We start from the raw sequence: 15,410 nt of genomic DNA on the forward strand, positions 1-15,410 counted from the left end.
GTCTGCCTTCTTCCGCGGATCGCCCCATACCGCCAACGATAACGGGCGGGACCGTCGTTCCCGCCACCACGCGCCCCGCCGGATCCCGGAGCCCGGACGGACGTCCGCACGCTGATCGTACCGTGTACGGACTTCACCCGGGACCCGGGTTCGACCTGCGGGGACGCACGCTCCGGCGGTGGGTCAGCCGCCGAGGATACGGTCGGCCTCCCGCCGTCCGGACAGCAGGGCGCCGTGCACCGTGGCGGAGTGCTCGATCTCGGTGGCCTCCCCCGCGAAGAAGAGGCGGTCCCCGACCGGGTCGCCCAGGGCCACGCGGTCCCCGTCGCCCGCGCCGACGGCGGTGAACGAGAACCCGCCGCGCGCGAAGGGATCGTCCATCCAGTGCGTGACGTGGTGATCCACCGGGTCCGGGGCCTTCTTGAACATGCCGCGCAGGGAGGCCATGGCGTGCTCGACCACGTCCCCGTCCTCCATCCCGGCGAGGAACCTGGCCGCGTTGCCGCCGTTGCGGCTGACCAGGATGGGCTGCCCCAGGACGTTCTGTCCGGCGTACCAGTGGAACCAGGTGCCCTCCTCGGTGCCCAGGTGGACCAGGACCTCGGCGTCACCCCAGAAGACGTCGTCGAAGCGCAGGAACAGCTTCTCCAGGCGGCCGTTGCCCAGGCGCGCCAGGGCGTCCCGCTTGTCCTCGGGCAGGTCCGGTGAGAAGTCGACCTGTCCCGACTGGAGGACGCCGAGGGGCAGGGTGACCAGGACCCGGTCCGCGGTCAGTGTCTCCTCACCGTCCGGGGTGTCCACCCGCACTCCGACCCCCTGGTCGTCGTGAGTGATTCCCAGGACCACGTGCTCCAGGCGGACGTCCAGCCCCCGGGCGAGGTGGTCGGTGAGCTGGCTCATGCCGTCCGGGAAGACCACGTCGTCGCCGCTGAACTCGTGCCGCGAGGCGACCGCCGCGAAGGCGACCTGTTCGGCGTCGGCTCCGTGGTCGGCCTCCGCGACCCGGTGGACGATCTCGGCGGCGTCCCTGGCCCGGGAGCGCACGAGGTTGACGTCGTAGAGGGCGTGGTTGATGCCCTCCTCCATCGACTCCTCCGGGCTCGCGCCGACCGTCGCCCAGTACATGTGCTCGTGGAGGAGGTTGACGTCCTCCAGGTTGCGGCGGTGCCGGTCGAACAGGAGCCTGCGGCCCTTGGGGTCGTAGGCGGTCTCGGTGGAGCGGTTGAACACGGCGGTGCGCGCGCCCACCTCCTCCACCAGCCGGGACAGCGGGTTGTTCTCCTCACCGCGCATCCAGGAGGCCCCCACGTCCAGGGTCGAGCCCTCCCAGTCGCGCACCGAGTGGATGCGGCCGCCGGTGCGGTCCCTGGCCTCGACCACGGTGACGCGTTCGCCGTGCTCCGCGAGGCGGTCGGCGGCGGCCAGCCCGGCCATCCCGGCACCCACGACGATGGTGTGGCCGCGCCCGGGCTCGGCCTCGCGTCCACGCGGCTCGGGCTCCGCACGGGGGGCCTCCCCCTGCTCGTGCTCCTCGCCGGAGACCTCCTCCTCGGTGATCTCCGCGCCCACGTCCTCGCTCATGGCGTTCCCCCTCCGTGTCGGCGGCCGACAAGTGTGACCCTAAGCGCCCGGTCTGTCCCGACCAGGGAAGGACACACCTGGGGACCCCGGCGCGGACCGGGACCCGCCTCGGTTGTCGGCCGCGTCCGATACACAAGGAGGTGTACCCACTCCCCCGACCCCAGAGGGCGCGGAGGAGGAACTCGGGGACGACGAGGAGCGCGCCTACGACCTTCGACGTCGATCCCTCGAACTTCAGCTTCGCCCTGGACCAGGCGTACCACCCGCGCTCACCCGAGCACACCCCGGACCGGCTGCGCGAACGCCTGGACCGGTCAGGGTTCGACGTGCGCGGCCAGGTGGGCCAGTGACGAGGTGAGGCCGACCTCGTGGTCCTCGGGCCGGATGCCCGGGGGCACGTCGGTCGCCTCGATCGTCACCCGGGTGCCCTCGGGGACCGGCTCCAGCCGCCAGGTCATGACCATGGTCCCCAGGAAGGCGGGGTCGTCCGAGTTGAAGTCGACGAACTGCACGATCCGCTCGTCGGGCACGAGCTCGTCGAACCGCACGTCGGTGACGTCGGTGGTCTCCGAGGTCTTGCCGTGCCCGGAGTCGGCCTCCCGGTAGGTGAGCTCCATCCGGAACCCGCCGCCGGGCCGGGGGTCGAAGTCCTCGATCCGCCCGGACATGCCCGCCGGGGGCAGCCAGGCCTGGAGGGCGGCGCCGTCGGTCAGCGCGCCGTAGACCTCGGACGGCGGCGCCCCGATGGTCCGCTCCGCCCGGTCGACCCGCCCGTTCTCCGCCGCACTCATCCGGTCTCCTGTCTCCGCCCGGTCGGTCCGGGCGTGGGCCACGACCCTAACCCGGGGTGGGGACGAAACGAGGGCAGGCGGGGCGGCGGTCAGCGCTCTTCCTACTCACCGCCGCCCCCACGTACACGGGCCCGTCCCGTCCTGGCCGGCCCGAACGAACGAGTGGTCCCGTCCTGACCACTCCGGGTACCCGGGTGGCAGCGCCCGGGTCCACGTCCGCACCGGGGCTCATGGTGTCACCACCGCCGCCCCGGCGTCCGTCAGTCAGGAAACCTAGTGCGCAATGCTTTCAGATTTCTTCCGCTCCGGGAGGCGGTCAGAGGAGTCCGCCCTCGCGGGCGACGACCCGGCCCGCGCGGACGACGGCGTGGGGCCGGGGCAGGTCCACCACGACCTGCGGCAGGCACTCGCCGTCCACCAGCAGGAAGTCGGCGGGCGCACCCACCGTGAAGTCGGCGCGCGGCAGGCCCGCCAGGGCCGCTCCGTCGTGCGCCGCCGTGAGGAAGGCGTCCGAGAGCTGGTCGTCGAGCCGTGCCCGCAGCGCCCTGGCCAGCAGGTGGGCGCGGTGCAGCATGTCGGCGTCCCCGAACGGGCTCCAGGAGTCACGGACTCCGTCCGATCCCACGCCGACCCGCACGCCGTGTTCGCGCAGCCGCGCCACCGGGAGCACGCGGGAGGGGTCCGGGGCCACGGTGGTGAGCGCGATCCCGGCCTCCCCGAGACCGGCCGCCACGGCCTCGAAGTCCTCGGCCGCCGGGGTCACTCCGAAGGCGTGGCTGACCGTGACGTGGCCGCCCATGTCCAGGGCCCGGGTGCGTTCGATGATCGCCCACATGGTGCGCGAACCCACGGAGCCGCTGTCGTGCAGGTGGATGTCGACCCCCGCCCGGTACTGGTCCGCGAGGCCGAAGACGAGGTCCAGTTGGCCGTCCAGGTCGCCGTCGAAGCCCTCGGGGTCGATCCCGCCGACCAGATCGGCCGCGCCGGTGCGCAGCGCCTCCGCCAGCAGGGCGTCGGTGCCGGGAGCGCGCCGGACCCCGTGCTGGGGGAACGCGACGATCCGCACGTCCAGTGCGTGCGCCAGGCGTCGGGCGGCCTCCCGCACGCCGTGGAGCCCGTCCAGCCCGTAGGCGGGGGCGATGTCGGCGTGCGCGCGCATCGCCCGGGTGCCGCGGGTGACGGCATGGCCCATGAGGCGTTCGGCGCGGTCGGCCACGGGGCTGGGGCAGGTCCGGAAGAACTCGGCGTCCTGTTCACCCAGTTCGGCGATCCCCTTCGCGGGGCGCCGCGACTGCCAGGGCTCGCCCCAGGAGGTCTTGTCCGGGTGGATGTGCGCGTCGACCAGCGTGGGCAGGGCGATCCGCCCGCCGCAGTCGACCACCTCGACCGCACCCTCGGGGGCGCTTTCGGCCACCACCCCGTCGACCACCACCAGGTCGACGGTGTCGCCGCCCATGGGGCGAACGTCGCGGAAGATCGTGGGGGGCTTCTGCTCGGTCATGACAGCCTTCCTGGTAGCGGTATACCAAAAATACCGAGGAACCCGCCCCAGGCAAGTGGCCCCTCGGTCGAGGGGCCACTCGGAGGTCGCGTGAACGACGCGTCGGGTCAGGGAGCGTCGTCGGGGCCCCGTGGAGGGAGCCCGTCCTCGTCCTCGAAGTCGATGCGCTCCTTGCGGAGTTCGCCCTCGATGTGCTCCTCACGGGTGACGTCCCGCTTGCGGACGTGGACCTCCTCGACCGGTACCTCCTCCTTGGAGACCACCGCGCGCTCCTCGTACAGGGTGAAGGTGCGCTCGTCCTCCTCCATGTGCCCCGGGTCCATGACCTGGGACGGGTCGGTGATGGGTCGCCGCTCGACCTCCAGCTCCTCGTGGTGCAGCGGGACGGTCTCCTCGAAGCGCTCGGTCTCGACGTGCCTGCGCATCCGCGCCTGCCCGCCCTCGCGGCGCTCGACCCCGATGTCCACCCGCTCCTCGTGGCGCAGGACGGAGAGGTCATCGGTGTCGCCCGCGCGGGACCCGCCGAGGCGCTCCTCGCCGTGGTAGCGGTCCAACGGGTCGCCGGCCCGCGGTTCGTCCCCCCGCCCCTCGCGCCGGTCCGCGAAGTCACCGTGGCTGCCGGGCCCCGCAGGCACGCCCGTGTCCGTGGTCCCGGAGTTCCGGACCGCCGTCCCGGCGTCCGGGTCCGCGGTCCTGGTGTCGACCTCCCCTTGGGCCTGCCGGGGGAACCCGCCCTGTCGCGCGAAGTAGTCGCGCACGAGCGCCTCGTCCTCCGGCGTGATGTGTCGCTCGGCGTCGACCTGCGGGGCGTCCTTGACGACCGTCTTGTCATAGGGGACCTGGATGTCCTCCTCCACGGGACGCGCCCCCTGGAGCGGAACGAGGGTCTCCCGCATGCCGAACAGCCCGGTGTGGACCGAGACCCAGCTCGGTTCCCCGGTGTCGTCGTCGAGGAACACCTGGTTGATCTTGCCCACCTGGTTACCCTCGGCGTCCAGCACGCGGTGGCCGACGAGGTTCTCTGGTACGAGTTCTCCTGTCACGGAGCACACCTCCTGGTTCACGGAACGGGACGTGCGCCCCGCACTCGCCGGGCCCGTACCCCCGACAGGAGCTCGCAAAGGCTCTGCGGCCACTCCCTGAACAAGGAAGTGTCGGCCATAAAACCCCACTTGGCCTGGGAGGACTACCGTGAACCCCACATGACGGCCCATGACACGCCTCTTGACGTCCGGCGCGGCCCGAGAACGAGGAAGCGCCCGCACCCGGTTCGGGTGCGGGCGCTCCGGACGGATCAGACCTTGCGGTGCTGGGGCACCCACACGCCGTCCTCGACGGTGTAGTCACCGAAGAGCGCGGGGGCCTCCTCCTTCAGGGTCTCCCCGATGAGGTTGAACAGGAGGCGGATCTCCTCCTCCGCTCCGGGAGCGGTGCGGGCCTCCAGGGTGTGCCGCAGCGTGCGCACGTTGGCGGTCCACACCAGGCCGGTCGCCACACCCTCGGGGGCGAAGCGGCGCATGAAGGAGGTCTTGTGCTTCTTCTCCGCGAACTTCACGCCCTCGTCGTCCAGGCCGAAGTGCTCCGCCATCCAGAACTGGAACTCCTCCATCTGCTGGAGCATCGCCGTGGCGCGCTCCATCAGCTCGGGGTCGTCCTCGGCCCACTCGGGGAACCAGAACGGGAGGTCGGTCAGGCGCACGAACCGCAGGGACTCCTGCGAGACGGCCACACCGGGGCGGTGGCGGATGAGCTCGTGGGTGAGCACCCGCGAGACGTTGTGCAGCACGAAGCTGAAGCTGACGTGCTCCAGCACCGAACCGTGCAGACTCGCCAGGATGTTGCCCAGGTAGGCGTCCTGGTCCTTGCGCACCCGCGTGACGTTCGGGTTCAGGCCCGGCTCCCACGAGCGGTAGCACAGGCGCCCCGCGAACTCCGCGAGGTTCTGGGGGTCGTTGAGGTGGGCGTCCAGCTCACCCCGGTCGAACCGCTCCAACCACGCCTCGCCCCCGACCTCCTTGAGGTAGTCGGTGATCGCGTCGTAGTCCACCTGCGGACGTGCAACCAGGCGGACCTGGGGCTCGACCTTCTTCACGGCACCCTCTCCTAGCAACTCCCCCGCCCAGGGCACGCGTCATGGCCGCGACCAGGGGTTTCCGGAGCACGGGAGCGTGTGTGGGGCGGGGCCGATTGACCTCCCCCGAGGGTACACGTCCGTTGCTTCGCCGTGGTCGGCCCGGGAGCGGAGGCCCCTGGTCGGGGCACCCGCCGCTCCGGACGGTCACAGGCCGTAGAAGTAGCCCGGGGCGACGAAGAGTCCGACGACGATGGCGATGATGCCCCAGAGGAGCTGCCCGCGCAGCACCCCCAGGACACCGGAGACAATGAGGATGATTCCTAGGACAGTCAGCAAAGTACCCATACGCAACCCCTGTCCGGTCACGATCCGATCAAACTTCACCCCTCGGGTTCGTTTCCTTCACACGCCGTCGCCCCAGGTGAGCGGCGGCCACTGTGACGCAGGTCGTAGGCTCAGCGCCGGGCGAGTTCCAGGACCCGGGCCACGATGCCCTCACCGACACTGGCGGTGAGGATCGACTCCGGGTGGAACTGCACCGCGTACCAGCGCGCCGCCGGGTCCTCGATCGCCATGACCACGGGCTCCTCACCGGCGTCGCCGTCCAGCACGGCGGTGACCTCGAAGTTCTTCACCAGGTCCGGGGTGCTGTAGGTGGAGTGGTAGCGCGCGGCGGGGAAGGCGCCGTCCTCACCCAGGCCGGACAGCAGCCGGCCGCCGGACACCCGGACGCGGCCGGGCTTTCCGTGCACCGGCTCGTCCAGGGTGCGCAGCTCTCCCCCGGCGTGCTCGACCATCCCCTGGAGCCCCAGGCACACCCCGAACACCGGCAGGCCGCGGGCGGCCAGGGCGTCGAGCAGGTCCGACATCGCGAAGTCCACCGGCAGGCCCGGACCGGGCGAGAGGACCACCAGGTCCGGCGCGATCCGGTCCAGGAGCTCGGGCTCGAACCCGTAACGGACGGTGGTGACCTCGGCTCCGTGGCGGCGCACGTAGTCAGCGAGGGTGTTGACGAAGGAGTCCTCGTGGTCCACGAGCAGTACCCGCATACCCGCGCCGGGCTGCGGGGCGGGCGCGCTGACGGCCGGGGCGGTCTCGTCGGCGGCCTCCTCGCCCAGGGCCAGCGTCTCCAGGAGCGCGCGGGCCTTGAGGAAGGTCTCCTTCTCCTCGGCCTCGGGGTCGGAGTCGTAGAGGAGGGTCGCGCCCACGCGCACGGCCGCCACCCCGTCACGGATGTGCGCGGTGCGCAGGGTGAGGCCCGTGTTCATGGAGCCGTCGAAGTTGACCACCCCGACCGCGCCGCCGTACCAGCGGCGGGGGCTGGTCTCGTGCTGCTCGATGAACCGCATCGCCCAGGTCTTGGGCGCCCCGGTGACGGTGACCGCCCACATGTGGGTGAGGAAGGCGTCCAGGGCGTCGAAGTCCCGACGCAGGGTGCCCTCGATGTGGTCGACGGTGTGGATCAGACGGGAGTACATCTCGATCTGGCGGCGGCCGATCACCTTGACGCTGCCCGGCTCGCACACGCGCGACTTGTCGTTGCGGTCCACGTCGGTGCACATGGTCAGCTCGGACTTCTCCTTGACCGAGGAGAGCAGCTCCTGGATGTTCTCGGCGTCGCCCAGCGCGTCCTCGCCCCGGCGGATGGTCCCGGAGATCGGGCAGGTCTCCACCCGCTGGCCGGTGCCGGGCTCGCCGGTGACCCGCACGAACATCTCCGGGGAGGCGCCGACCAGGTACTCCCCCTCGCCCAGGTTGAAGAAGAACTCGTAGGGCGCGGGGTTGCGCCCGCGCAGCAGTTCGTAGAAGCGGGCCGGGGACGTGCAGCGGGCGTAGGTGCGGTGGCCGGGGACCACCTCGAACAGGTCGCCCCGGCGGAACCGCTTCTTGGCCTCGGCGACCACCTCGGCGTAGGAACCGGGCTGGGGGCCGGGCGGGACCTCGGCGGCGACCACGGGCGGGGTGGGGCCGGTCTCGCGGGGCAGCCCCTCGGTGGTGGCCTCGGCGCGGGTCTCCGTGGCGGGCACGGTGAACTCGTAGGTGTGACGCACGCACGTCTCGCGCTTGCGGTCGCGGACCACGATCGCGTCGGGCAGGTGCAGGACCAGGTCGCGGTCGGACGGGTCCCGGTCGATGTGCCGCTCAACCGGCTCGAACTGGAAGGCGAGGTCGTAGCCGAAGGCGCCGTACAGGCCCAGGTTGGAGTCCTCGGGGCTGCGCAGGGCGGCGACAACGGCGCGCAGGGCGGTGAACACGCTCGGGCGGCGGCTGCGCTCCTCCTCGGTGAAGAAGGCGTCCGGGTCGGGCTCGGGAACCGTGACGGCGACGTGGTCCGGGCCCTGTGCGCGGTCGGCGGCCCCGGGCACCGTGTCGAGCGCGTCGGCCAGGACGGGGAGCAGGACCCGGCCCCGGTCGTTGAGGGCGGTGGCGGTGACCCGGCGGCCCCGGGTGCTGATCTCCAGGCAGGGGTCCACGTACCCCAGGTGCCACCGGTCGTAGCGGCCCGGGTACTCCATTCCGGAGGAGAGGACCCCGCCCCGGCGGTGTTCCACGGAGGCGACGAGTTCGGTCAGGATCTCAGGGTCACACGGGGTGACGGTGCGGTGGACGGTCACGCCGCTCGGGGTGCGGTACGTGGTGGTCTGTGCGTCGCTGGGGTTCACGGCCGGTCCTTTGGCGCTCTGCGGTCGGTGGTCATCGCCGTCCGGGGCCGTCGGGAAACGACAAACGACCGCCGGTACGGGGCGGTCGCTGCGGTGTTCGTGGAACGCGAACTGTCGGTGCGCCGCCTAGGAGCGGCGCCACCACTGTCCCTGGTGGATCGGACTGGTTCGCATGGGCCGAGTGTAGCGGGTGCGAGACGGAGAAGGGGCCCGAAAACGAAAAACCCCCGCCCGGTTCCGGGAGAGGGTTCGGCGCGCTGACCGAGCACGGCCCGACACACGAGTGGGAGCTCTGCTAAGCTTCGGGATCCACGTCCCACAGAAATAGCCATCACAGAACTTCCTAATCGCAAGGATAGCCACCAGATGGACTCCTGTCAATCCGACCGCTCGACCCCCTCCCCTGAGAAGGCCGCGATCACGGTCGAGCAGGTCCGTGTCAGCACCATGTACGAACGCCTCGACGCCCTGCGCGCCCAGACCGGGCGGCGGCTGGCCGACGCCCACCTCCAGGAACGCGCCGGATACGCCGCCATCGTGGAGCGCGAGACGCGTTCCTACGAGCACGCCCGCCGCCGGGCCCAGCTCGGTTCGGTCGAGGAGGGGCTGTGCTTCGGCCGGATCGACGTCTCCCACGGCCCCGGGGACACCGAGGCACGCTACGTGGGGCGGATCGGGCTGCGCGACGCCGAGTACGACACCATCCTCGTGGACTGGCGGGCCCCCGCCGCCCGCCCCTTCTACGCGGCCACGCCCAGCGCCCCGGAGGGGGTCACCCGGCGGCGCCACCTCAGGGTGCGTGGCAGGAGGGTCGTCGGTCTGGACGACGAGGTGTTCGACGTCGACGGCCTCACCGAGGGCGACCGCCGCCAACTGGTCGGTGAGGCGGCCCTGCTCACCTCCCTCCAGCGGGGCCGCACGGGACGGATGGCCGACATCGTCTCCACCATCCAGGCCGAGCAGGACCGGGTCATCCGCGCGCGTCTGGCCGGAGTACTGGTCGTCCAGGGCGGTCCGGGCACCGGCAAGACCGTCGCGGCGCTCCACCGCGCCGCCTACCTCCTCTACACGCACCGGCGGGTCCTGGAGCGCCGGGGCGTCCTGGTGGTGGGGCCCAACCCGGCGTTCCTGCGCTATGTGGGAGACGTCCTGCCCTCCCTCGGGGAGACCGACGTGGTGATGCGCACGGTCGGTGAGCTGTTCCCGGGTGTGGAGGCCTCCGCCCGCGACCCCCACGCCGTCGCGACCCTCAAGGGGTCCCCGCGCATGGTCGACCTCGTGGGCGCCGCCGTCCGGGACCGACAGCGATCGCCCCTGCGCGCCTTCGGAGAGGCGGACCTGCGCGTGGAGACCGACGCGGGGACCCTCGTCGTGCCCGGTGACGTGTGCGCACACGTCCTGGAGACCACCCGGAACCTGCGGCTGCCCCACAACACCGCGCGCAAGTACCTGGTGAACACGCTGCTCGGCGAGCTCGCGCGGGTCGAGTCCCAGCGGCTCGGGCGCCCGGTCTCCGACGAGGACCTCCCGCACGTGGGAGCACGGCTCTGGCAGGAGGAACCCGTCCAGCACGCCCTGGACGCCCTGTGGCCCGACCTCACCCCGGAGCGGCTGCTCCGCGACCTGTACGCCGACGGCGAGGCCCTGCTCAGGGTGGGAACGGGGGCCGGTGTCGCGGACGCCGCACGGCTGGCCCGCCCATCGGGGGCACCCTGGACCGTCGAGGACGTCCCGCTCCTGGACGAGGCCGCCGACCTCCTCGGCCGGGACGACAGCCACCTGCGGGCCCGTCAGCGGCGGCGGGACGCCGAGCGGGAGGCGGAGGTCCGGTACGCGCAGGGGGTCCTGGACCTCACCGGGCTGACGGAGGATCCGAGGGAGGGGCTGGACGCGCACCTGCTCGCGGACCGCCACCATGACACCGGCCCGGACCTGAGCACCGCCGACCGGGCCGCGACGGACCGCGACTGGGCCTACGGGCACGTGATCGTGGACGAGGCCCAGGAGCTGTCCGCGATGGCCTGGCGCACGGTGATGCGCCGGGTGCCGACCCGGTCCCTGACCGTCGTCGGGGACGTCGCCCAGACCGGCAGCGCGGCGGGGACCGGTTCCTGGGAGGCCGCCCTGGAACCGTACGCCCCGGGCAAGGTGCACGTGGAGCACCTGAGGGTCAACTACCGGACCCCGGCGCCGATCATGGCCGTCGCCGCCGACGTGCTGCGTGCGGCCGCGCCCGACCAGGAGGTTCCCGAGTCCGTGCGCGAGGACGGCGACGCCCCCCTCGCCGTCCGGATCGGGGACCTGCGCGAGCTGTCCGCGCTGGTCACCGGGGAGCGGGAGGCCGTCGGTGAGGGCCGGATCGCGGTCATCACCTCCGACGCCTCCCTGACCGAGGTGGCGGGCGCGCTGCCCGGTGCGGACCCGGGCGGGCGCGACGCCCCCGGGGACGCCGTGGTGGTGCTGACCGCGACGGAGTCCAAGGGGCTGGAGTACGACTCGGTGATCGTGGTGCGCCCCGGGGAACTGCTGGCCCAGCCGCGCGGCGCGAACGACCTGTACGTGGCGGTGACCCGCGCGACCAGGCGCCTGACCGTCGCGCACGAGGGCGACCTGCCGGAACTCCTCGGGCGCCTGGGGTGAGGCGGTGCCCGCCGGAGGCTCCCCGGGGTCTCCGGCGGGCACCGGTCAGGTCTCTCCGACGGACCCGCAACCCTCCAACGCCCCGGGACACCACACTTGGATCACGATCCGCAGCAGGCCGGGGGCTAGAAAGGGACCATGCCCCTCACCCCGAACCCCCTGCCTCCTCTCCCCCCACTCCCCCGGACCGTCACCGGAGTGTTCGTCCGCAACGTCATGCAGACCGCGTGCCCCGGCTACTTCGCCCTGGTGTGGCTGGACGCCGAACCCGCGCGCAGCGGAGCGGACTTCGAGTTCGTCGACGATCTGCCCGCGACCTGCCCCCGCCCCGACGAGCCCCTCCCCGAGGAGTTCAGGCACGCCTTCGGGGAGGGCGTCCGTACGAGCCTGGAGCTCCGCGGCGGGGGCAGGTCCGCCTACGCGACGCGGATCGTGCTCCGCGACGCGCTGTGGAGCGATATCGACTCCAACCGCTGGAGCTTCGAGGTCGCGGGGCGGTACGCGGCCAAGGAGGTCCTGGAGTGCGTCCGGGACGACCGCGTGCCCCGCCAGGCGGGCAGGAACGCGCGGATCGACCGCCCGATCCCGCCCATGCCGAGGTCCCGGACACGCGGCTAGGAACGGCCCCGACGGGGACGCCCTGGTCATCCGTGTTGTGAAGTTCTGTGCCTGTTCGGTGGACTCTCGCGAAATTGTACGTACAATCTGTACGGACAACGCGTGTACCGGTGCCGTGTGTGACGTCGGTCCACGATCCCGGTCCCATGTGAACGGACTCTTATGCGTGACAGCCAGGGGTCGCTGGTACCCCTCCTCAAATGGATGAACAAGGTCCCCGGCGGGGCCATGCTCATCCCCCTCGTCCTCGGATCGGTCCTGGGAACCTTCGCTCCGGCGGCCCTGGACATCGGCAGCTTCACCACCGCGCTGTTCAAGGACAGCGCCATGCCGCTGATCGCCCTGCTCATCTTCGCGACGGGCACCCAGGTCACCCTCCGCACCAGCGGTCCGGTGCTGGCCACCACCGGTGTCGTCCTCCTCGGGAAGAGCGTCATCCCGGGCCTGCTCATCATCGCCCTGGCGATGGTCACCGGCCCCGAGGGCGTCCTGGGCATCTCCATCATGGCGATGCTCGCGGCGGCGACCAACGCCAACGGCGGCCTCTGGCTCGCCCTGACCGGACAGTACGGACGGACGAAGGACCGGGGCGCCTACATCGCGGGCGCCGTCAACGACGGTCCCTTCTTCGCCCTGCTGTTCATCGGCGCCTCCGGGATCGGTCAGATCCCCGTCCTCACCCTGCTCGCCGCGATCATCCCGTTCCTGCTCGGCGTCCTCGTCGGGAACATCGACTCGCAGTGGCGTGAGCTCCTCACCCCGGTGCCCGCGATCGTCATCCCGTTCTTCGCCTTCGCCCTGGGTACCGGCATCAACCTGGCGGACGTGGCCAGGGGCGGCCTGTCCGGGATCCTCCTCGGCGTGGCGATCACCTTCGTCACCGGCGGACTCGTCTACCTCGGCTACCGCTTCCTCCTGCGGCGCGGCAAGGAGTCGGGGATCGGCTTCGCCGCGGGCACCGCGTCGGGCAACGCCGTCGCCACCCCGGCCATCATCGCCGCCGCCGACCCGTCCTTCCTCTCCTACGCCGGGACCGCCACCACCCAGGTCGCCGCGAGCGTCCTGGTCACCGCCCTGCTCGCGCCGCTGGTGACCACCTGGGTGCTGCGCCGGGCCGGTGCCTCGCCCGCCGAGGCCGAGCGCCAGGAGATCGCGGAACGGCAGGAGGCCGCCACCACGGCCACCGACCACACCGACCCCGAGGAGACCGAGGAGACACGGTCATGACCCACACACGCACACCACGCGTGGCCGTGGTCGCGGACGACCTCACCGGCGCGGGTGACACCGCCGTCCAGTTCGTACGCGCCGGCTGGAGCACCGAACTCCAGCTGGGCACCGCGGAGTCCACCGCCGACGTGGTCGCCGTGACCACCGACTCCCGCGCCCTGCCGCCGGAGCGGGCCGCCTCCGCGGCCGCCGAGGCCGTGCGCGGGCTCCGCGACGCGGGCGCGGACCTGGTCTACAAGAAGGTGGACTCGACCCTGCGCGGCCCCATCCGCGCGGAGATCGACGGGGTCCTGTCCGTCTCCCCGCCCGGAACCGTCGCCGTGGTCTGCCCGGCCTTCCCCGCCAACGGCCGCGTCGTCCGCGACGGGGTCCTCCTGGTGGACGGGGTCGAGGTCCACCGGACCGCCGTCGGGGACGACCCGGTCTCCCCGGTGACCGAGAGCCGGATCGCCGAGCTGTTGGACGCCCGGTACGTCCGGCTGACCGGTGACGACCCCGAGCGGAACGCCGCCCTGCTCCGCGACGCCGCGCCCGTGGCCGTCGTCGACGCGGAGACCGACGCCGACCTGGCCCGGGTCGCCGCCGCCGTCACGTTCCTGGGTGACCGCGCCGTCCCCGTGGGTTCGGCCGGCCTCGCCACACGGCTGGCGGAGACCTGGCGCCCGGTCCTGGAGCCCGGCCCGGCCCTGGTGGTGGTGACCTCCCTCCACCAGGCCGCGCGCGGACAGGTCGCGGAGCTCCTGGCGGACGAGTGGACACGGGTGGAGCAGCCCGACGCCCACGCGCTGGCCGACGACACCGCCTGGCGGGAGTGGTCCGACCGGGTCCTGGAGACCTTCGACCCCTCCCACCCGCACACCGCCCTCGTGGCCCCCGACGACCGCACCAGCGGGCTCGACCCCGCCCTGGTCGCCCGGCGCTTCGGGGAGCTGGCCGCGCGCGTGGCCGAGCGGTACCCGCTGTCCGGGTTCGTCGTCACCGGTGGCGACGGGGCCCGCGCCCTCACCGCGTCCCTCCGGGCCAGGGCCATCGCCCTGACCGGCGAGGTCGCCCCGGGCATCCCGCTGGGCACCCTGGCGGGCGGCCCCCGCGAGGGGCTGGCCATCGTCACCAAGGCCGGGGGCTTCGGCTCCCCCACCGCCCTCATCGAGGCCGCTGACGCGGTCCGCAACACGAAAGGCAGCAGCACATGAGCCGCCCCACCCTCGCGGTCACCCTCGGCGACGTCGCGGGTATCGGTCCGGAGATCACCGCCAAGGCGCTCCTCCACCACCCGGAGGTCCGTGAACTGTCCCGGCCCGTCGTCGTCGGTGACGCGGACGCCCTGCGCAGGGCCGTCACCGCCGTGGGCGGGGACGCGTCGGCGGTCAACCCGATCGACTCACCCGCCGACGCGGCCGACACACCCGGTGTGATCGACGTCGTGCAGACCGGCCCCTCGCTCGGCCACGTGCCCTACGGCGAACTGAGCGCGGAGGCGGGCGACGGAGCGGCCCGCTTCGTGATCGAGGCCGTGGACCTCGCCAAGCGTGGCCTGGTCGACGGGATCGTCACTCCCCCGCTGAACAAGGCCGCCATGCACCTGGGCGGGCACCAGTGGCCGGGCCACACCGAGCTGCTCGCGCACGAGTTCGGCGTCAGCGACTACAGCCTCGTGCTGTCCGCGGGTGAGCTGTCCTTCTTCCACCTGACCACGCACGTCTCCCTGCGCCGCGCCATCGAGGACGTCACCCAGGAACGCACCCTGGAGGTCCTGCGGCTGATGAGCGCCTTCGCCCGCGCCCAGGGTGAGGCGGACGAGCCCATCGGCGTGGCCGGGCTCAACCCGCACGCCGGGGAGAACCGCCTGTTCGGCGACGAGGACGCCGACGTGCTCGCCCCGGCCGTCGAACGCGCCCGCGCCGAGGGGATCAACGCCCACGGGCCGATCCCCGCCGACGCGCTCATCCCGGCGGCCGTCCGGGGCAAGTGGAAGCTGGTCGCGGTCTGCTACCACGACCAGGGCCACGCGCCCTTCAAGGCCGTCTACGGCGACGACGGCGTGAACATCACCGCCGGGCTTCCGGTGGTGCGGGTGTCGGTGGACCACGGCACCGCGTTCGACATCGCGGGCCAGGGCATCGCCCGCGAGGCCAGTCTGGTCCTGGCCCTGCGCCGGGCCGCCGAGCTCGCTCCCGGCTGGGGACACGTGTGGAAGGCCACCGCCTCCTGACCGGGCGGACGCACCACGGCGCGCCCCCGTCCCCCTCCGGTTCCGGGGGACGGGGGCGCGCCGCGTCCGGCGGCCCGTCGGACGCGGCCGGAGATGCTCC

The 15,410-nt window shown here is 72.5% G+C and carries 13 protein-coding genes; 6 read left to right on the forward strand and 7 right to left on the reverse strand.

The features are described 5' to 3' along the window. Window positions 1-183: 183 nt before the first annotated feature. Entirely contained in the window at window positions 184-1,581 is a 1,398-nt protein-coding gene (locus AC0VYL_RS16950) for a flavin monoamine oxidase family protein (protein WP_475453941.1), read from the reverse strand. 140 nt (window positions 1,582-1,721) lie between these two features. Here AC0VYL_RS16950 and AC0VYL_RS16955 point away from each other — a divergent pair, with 140 nt between their 5' ends. Continuing rightward, the gene (locus AC0VYL_RS16955; protein ID WP_475480791.1) at window positions 1,722-1,931 is read left to right on the forward strand and encodes a hypothetical protein; all 210 of its coding nucleotides are present in this window, start codon (window positions 1,722-1,724) and stop codon (window positions 1,929-1,931) included. Here the strand turns inward: AC0VYL_RS16955 and AC0VYL_RS16960 are convergent. From AC0VYL_RS16960 to AC0VYL_RS16985, 6 genes are all read right to left on the reverse strand, one after another. After that, window positions 1,896-2,372, reverse strand: a complete 477-nt coding sequence (locus tag AC0VYL_RS16960) for an SRPBCC family protein (RefSeq protein ID WP_475480792.1) — start codon at window positions 2,370-2,372, stop codon at window positions 1,896-1,898. The genes AC0VYL_RS16955 and AC0VYL_RS16960 overlap by 36 nt on opposite strands. Window positions 2,373-2,688: 316 nt before the next feature. After that, a complete protein-coding gene (locus AC0VYL_RS16965) occupies window positions 2,689-3,873 on the reverse strand; it encodes an amidohydrolase (protein ID WP_475480793.1) in 1,185 nt (394 codons plus the stop codon). Between the two features lie 107 nt (window positions 3,874-3,980). Next, window positions 3,981-4,916, reverse strand: a complete 936-nt coding sequence (locus AC0VYL_RS16970) for a PRC and DUF2382 domain-containing protein (protein WP_475480794.1) — start codon at window positions 4,914-4,916, stop codon at window positions 3,981-3,983. A gap of 251 nt (window positions 4,917-5,167) precedes the next feature. After that, window positions 5,168-5,965, reverse strand: coding sequence for an FAD-dependent thymidylate synthase (gene thyX, locus AC0VYL_RS16975; protein WP_475453949.1), 798 nt, complete (start codon window positions 5,963-5,965; stop codon window positions 5,168-5,170). Between the two features lie 186 nt (window positions 5,966-6,151). Beyond that, on the reverse strand, window positions 6,152-6,292 hold the full coding sequence (locus tag AC0VYL_RS16980) for a GPGG-motif small membrane protein (RefSeq protein WP_475453951.1): 141 nt from the start codon (window positions 6,290-6,292) through the stop codon (window positions 6,152-6,154). A gap of 110 nt (window positions 6,293-6,402) precedes the next feature. Continuing rightward, entirely contained in the window at window positions 6,403-8,610 is a 2,208-nt protein-coding gene (locus AC0VYL_RS16985; protein ID WP_475453953.1) for an anthranilate synthase component I, read from the reverse strand. Window positions 8,611-8,976: 366 nt separating this feature from the next. Between AC0VYL_RS16985 and AC0VYL_RS16990 the strand changes: the two genes are divergently transcribed. From AC0VYL_RS16990 to pdxA, 5 genes are all read left to right on the forward strand, one after another. Further along, on the forward strand, window positions 8,977-11,250 hold the full coding sequence (locus tag AC0VYL_RS16990) for a HelD family protein (RefSeq protein ID WP_475480795.1): 2,274 nt from the start codon (window positions 8,977-8,979) through the stop codon (window positions 11,248-11,250). 138 nt (window positions 11,251-11,388) lie between these two features. Beyond that, on the forward strand, window positions 11,389-11,868 hold the full coding sequence (locus AC0VYL_RS16995; protein WP_475480796.1) for a hypothetical protein: 480 nt from the start codon (window positions 11,389-11,391) through the stop codon (window positions 11,866-11,868). A 162-nt stretch (window positions 11,869-12,030) separates the two neighbouring features. Next, window positions 12,031-13,095 carry a 2-keto-3-deoxygluconate permease gene (locus AC0VYL_RS17000; RefSeq protein WP_475480797.1) on the forward strand — a complete coding sequence of 355 codons (1,065 nt, stop codon included), beginning with the start codon at window positions 12,031-12,033 and terminating at the stop codon, window positions 13,093-13,095. Continuing rightward, the gene (locus tag AC0VYL_RS17005) at window positions 13,092-14,291 is read left to right on the forward strand and encodes a four-carbon acid sugar kinase family protein (RefSeq protein WP_475480798.1); all 1,200 of its coding nucleotides are present in this window, start codon (window positions 13,092-13,094) and stop codon (window positions 14,289-14,291) included. The genes AC0VYL_RS17000 and AC0VYL_RS17005 overlap by 4 nt, the downstream gene beginning before the upstream one ends. Beyond that, window positions 14,288-15,310 (forward strand): 4-hydroxythreonine-4-phosphate dehydrogenase PdxA, encoded by a 1,023-nt coding sequence (gene pdxA / locus AC0VYL_RS17010; protein WP_475480799.1) that lies wholly within the window; start codon window positions 14,288-14,290, stop codon window positions 15,308-15,310. Before AC0VYL_RS17005 ends, pdxA begins: the two co-directional genes overlap by 4 nt. Window positions 15,311-15,410 lie beyond the last annotated feature (100 nt).

This window comes from Nocardiopsis sp. iso_238, from assembly GCF_056173325.1.